Origin of the sequence: Psychrobacter sp. H7-1, from assembly GCF_904846585.1 — a bacterium.
Lineage (GTDB): Bacteria > Pseudomonadota > Gammaproteobacteria > Pseudomonadales > Moraxellaceae > Psychrobacter > Psychrobacter raelei.
In genome coordinates this window covers 1-4,174 of the sequence record NZ_CAJHBH010000079.1, presented here as the reverse complement: position 1 = coordinate 4,174, position 4,174 = coordinate 1, and the positions used below count along the sequence as shown (strand labels likewise).

General features: G+C 42.5%; 1 pseudogene and 1 CRISPR repeat array. The pseudogene reads right to left on the bottom strand.

From position 1 onward, the window contains the following. Positions 1-163: 163 nt before the first annotated feature. Positions 164-3,020: a CRISPR direct-repeat array (repeat unit 28 nt; unit sequence CTTCCTCACCGCATAGGTGACTTAGAAA). Positions 3,021-3,090: 70 nt separating this feature from the next. After that, positions 3,091-3,528 (bottom strand): annotated as a pseudogene (locus JMX92_RS13125) (IS3 family transposase); the annotation flags it as partial. Positions 3,529-4,174: the final 646 nt, after the last annotated feature.

Here is a 4,174-nt window from a genome sequence, read left to right as displayed (position 1 = left end):
AATCAGACTAGGATTCAAAAGGGTTTAGGCTATAAATCGCCAAGACAGGTGTGGTTTGATTATTATCGTCAGGCTGCGTAATCAAAATCTCCCAAGTTTATATATACGGGATTGACGGCAGGGGTCAGAAAGTTAATCAAAGCTAAAAAAGCTTTTTGAGTTACTTCCTCACCGCATAGGTGACTTAGAAATACCTGCTATCATATCCCAAAATATAAAGCGTCTTCCTCACCGCATAGGTGACTTAGAAATAATAAACCAAAAAGGAATAAAACTAATGTTACTTCCTCACCGCATAGGTGACTTAGAAAAATTAAGTTAGATGTCATAGGATTATGCTGTGACTTCCTCACCGCATAGGTGACTTAGAAAACCTATTGCATTATATAACCTTACATTACGTTCTTCCTCACCGCATAGGTGACTTAGAAATTAGCTGATGACTATGGGCAGACTGTAGATGACTTCCTCACCGCATAGGTGACTTAGAAAATTAATCAAAGCTAAAAAAGCTTTTTGAGTTATCTTCCTCACCGCATAGGTGACTTAGAAATAATGAAAAATTTTAACTTAGTATTATCTGTAACTTCCTCACCGCATAGGTGACTTAGAAATTGGCGCAATCCTTGGATAGCTCAGCTGCCGTTCTTCCTCACCGCATAGGTGACTTAGAAATACAAATACGCCTGCGAATATCACGCAAAAACCTTCCTCACCGCATAGGTGACTTAGAAATAAAGCCGTGGGTTACCATTTGGCCGCCATAACTTCCTCACCGCATAGGTGACTTAGAAATAATCACGCCACAGCTAACACAGACACACATGCTTCCTCACCGCATAGGTGACTTAGAAATCGCCCTGCATCTGAGTCAGCAAGCCATAACGCTTCCTCACCGCATAGGTGACTTAGAAAAATCATCCAACACTTGACTTAATGATATTTGCCTTCCTCACCGCATAGGTGACTTAGAAATTGAATACATTCCTTGAATACATTCCTTGAATCTTCCTCACCGCATAGGTGACTTAGAAATTACTGGTATGCAAGTAAGATAGGCATTAAATCTTCCTCACCGCATAGGTGACTTAGAAAAGTTTGTTAGACCTTGCAAGAAAATAAAACAGCTTCCTCACCGCATAGGTGACTTAGAAAACAACTTTAAACTTGAACGGGTTGATAGTGTTACTTCCTCACCGCATAGGTGACTTAGAAAGTACTGAAAAGTCTGGGGAATAGCCACGGTGTCTTCCTCACCGCATAGGTGACTTAGAAAGCATTTATCGAGCGCGGGATTATCGGTTGGTGTCTTCCTCACCGCATAGGTGACTTAGAAAGTGAGATTTACGGCAATGTCTGGCAAGAGCGCCTTCCTCACCGCATAGGTGACTTAGAAAATCTCGCCGTTTGGTCGCATCATCTTGCGCACTCTTCCTCACCGCATAGGTGACTTAGAAAATTCAGTGGATTGACCGGCTCCCCTGCTAACACTTCCTCACCGCATAGGTGACTTAGAAAGCTCAAAACTTTAACCAATAAAGATACAACATCTTCCTCACCGCATAGGTGACTTAGAAAAGACAATTAGGCTTAACTTTTAAACAACAACACTTCCTCACCGCATAGGTGACTTAGAAATATATATAAGGCAAGTTATCTGGCTACACACTCTTCCTCACCGCATAGGTGACTTAGAAATCGTGAAAAATCATATTACACAAAGAGACACACTTCCTCACCGCATAGGTGACTTAGAAATATACCGCCTTAATGATACCTATTCTATAGTACTTCCTCACCGCATAGGTGACTTAGAAATTGAAACAGAGAGTTACAGTATTGCTTTAAGTACTTCCTCACCGCATAGGTGACTTAGAAACATATAAGATGCGGTGTTTATTTCATCATCATCTTCCTCACCGCATAGGTGACTTAGAAATTGAAACAGAGAGTTACAGTATTGCTTTAAGTCTTCCTCACCGCATAGGTGACTTAGAAATTAAAAGGTTGGGACGGTTATTCAAGTGGCAGCTTCCTCACCGCATAGGTGACTTAGAAATCATGAAAAATCATATTACACAAAGAGACACAACTTCCTCACCGCATAGGTGACTTAGAAATTAAAAGGTTGGGACGGTTATTCAAGTGGCAGCTTCCTCACCGCATAGGTGACTTAGAAAATCCCAAATTAGCACACCTGCCCATGTTGGATCTTCCTCACCGCATAGGTGACTTAGAAAGTAGCAAGTCGGACAGACGCAAGGCGATTGACCTTCCTCACCGCATAGGTGACTTAGAAATATTCGACTGGATTGCAGTTGGCAGACCCTCACTTCCTCACCGCATAGGTGACTTAGAAAATGATTGCCTAGCAACTCGTTACGCCCCAACCCTTCCTCACCGCATAGGTGACTTAGAAAGCTACAACCGAGCGTTAGAGTTAGGTATCGCCCTTCCTCACCGCATAGGTGACTTAGAAAACGGTGTTGGCGCTAGCCCGGATAGATTAGTTCTTCCTCACCGCATAGGTGACTTAGAAATCGTCAAAGTGCCAAGTCTTAAAGCTATCAAACTTCCTCACCGCATAGGTGACTTAGAAACCATAGATTTGGCAGTAATCAGAGTTGCAGGGCTTCCTCACCGCATAGGTGACTTAGAAAGCAGAGCGTAAAAGCCCTTAAAACAGAGCTATCTTCCTCACCGCATAGGTGACTTAGAAAATTCAGCATGAGCCTCAAAAGTTCCATGCTGTCTTCCTCACCGCATAGGTGACTTAGAAATGTGCCAGTCGCACCTAGAAGCAATGTGTGACCTTCCTCACCGCATAGGTGACTTAGAAATATCAAAGCCCCTATAGCCTGTAACTATTGAGCTTCCTCACCGCATAGGTGACTTAGAAAATAACGTTTAGCTCGCCTTGCGTGTAAACAGGCTTCCTCACCGCATAGGTGACTTAGAAATTCCGCACCTGTTGGCTTGACGGCTACAGGTCCTTCCTCACCGCATAGGTGACTTAGAAATTTCTAACAATGCTTCCGTACTCATTGACCTCTGCTGTCAACAACGGAGAAAAACATTTGGTAGATTTCATCAGGCAGCCTGACGGTAAAAGTCTTGGAATACTTGAGTAGGTGACTTAAATCCTAACCCTTTTTGTATTCGTTGACGGTTGTAAAAAATCTCAATATATCTAACCACATCCTTAATGGCTTCATCACGAGTCTCATAGACTTTGTGATAAATCAGCTCGTTTTTTAACTGACCCCAGAAGCTTTCAATCGGGGCGTTATCGTAGCAATTGCCTTTTCGGCTCATAGAGCCAGCAAAACCATACTTGTCGATGATTTGGCGGTATTGATGGCTACAATACTGACTACCCCTGTCAGAATGCACGATTAAGCCCCGAGCAGGGCGTTTGTACTTAATGGCATTGTTTAAAGCCTCACAAACCAAATCAGCGGTCATACGCTTATTTAGAGCATATCCCACAATCTCTTTGCTGTACAAGTCTTTGAACGCTGCCAAGTATGACCTCTGCTGTCAACAACGGAGAAAAACATTTGGTAGATTTCATCAGGCAGCCTGACGGTAAAAGTTTGGAATACTTGAGTAGGTGACTTAAATCCTAACCCTTTTTGTATTCGTTGACGGTTGTAAAAAATCTCAATTGGTAAATGCCTCTGCCAAGTGGACGATGCCGATTCGTAATTGGGGACAGACGATGATGCAGCTGTCTATCTATTTCCCTGGTCGATTAGATTCGGTGATGCGTCTTTAATTTAGTTGACACAGAGTTTTGAACGCCCTCCCCCACCAAAAAAAACCAGACAACCGAAGCTGTCTGGCTTTTAACTCTCAACAAAAATAACTACCTACCATTATATTCCTGCCAAGTAGCATGCTCACAAACCTCACAGCACCAGTTCTCTTTAGACCGCATATAAGCAATATCAGCAGGGACCTCTACGGGACAAATATATCCACAAAACTCACACGTTACATCATCCAAGTAAGCGAAGCATTCAGATACTTCTTTGAATAAAGCCTGGGAAATACCCCCATATTTAAAACACTAAATAAGTAGAACTAAGCTGCCATATTAAATTTCTGAATCGGCGTAAAGCCACCATTAGCCATATTGGGTCTTTCGTTATTATAGTGATTGATCCAAGCT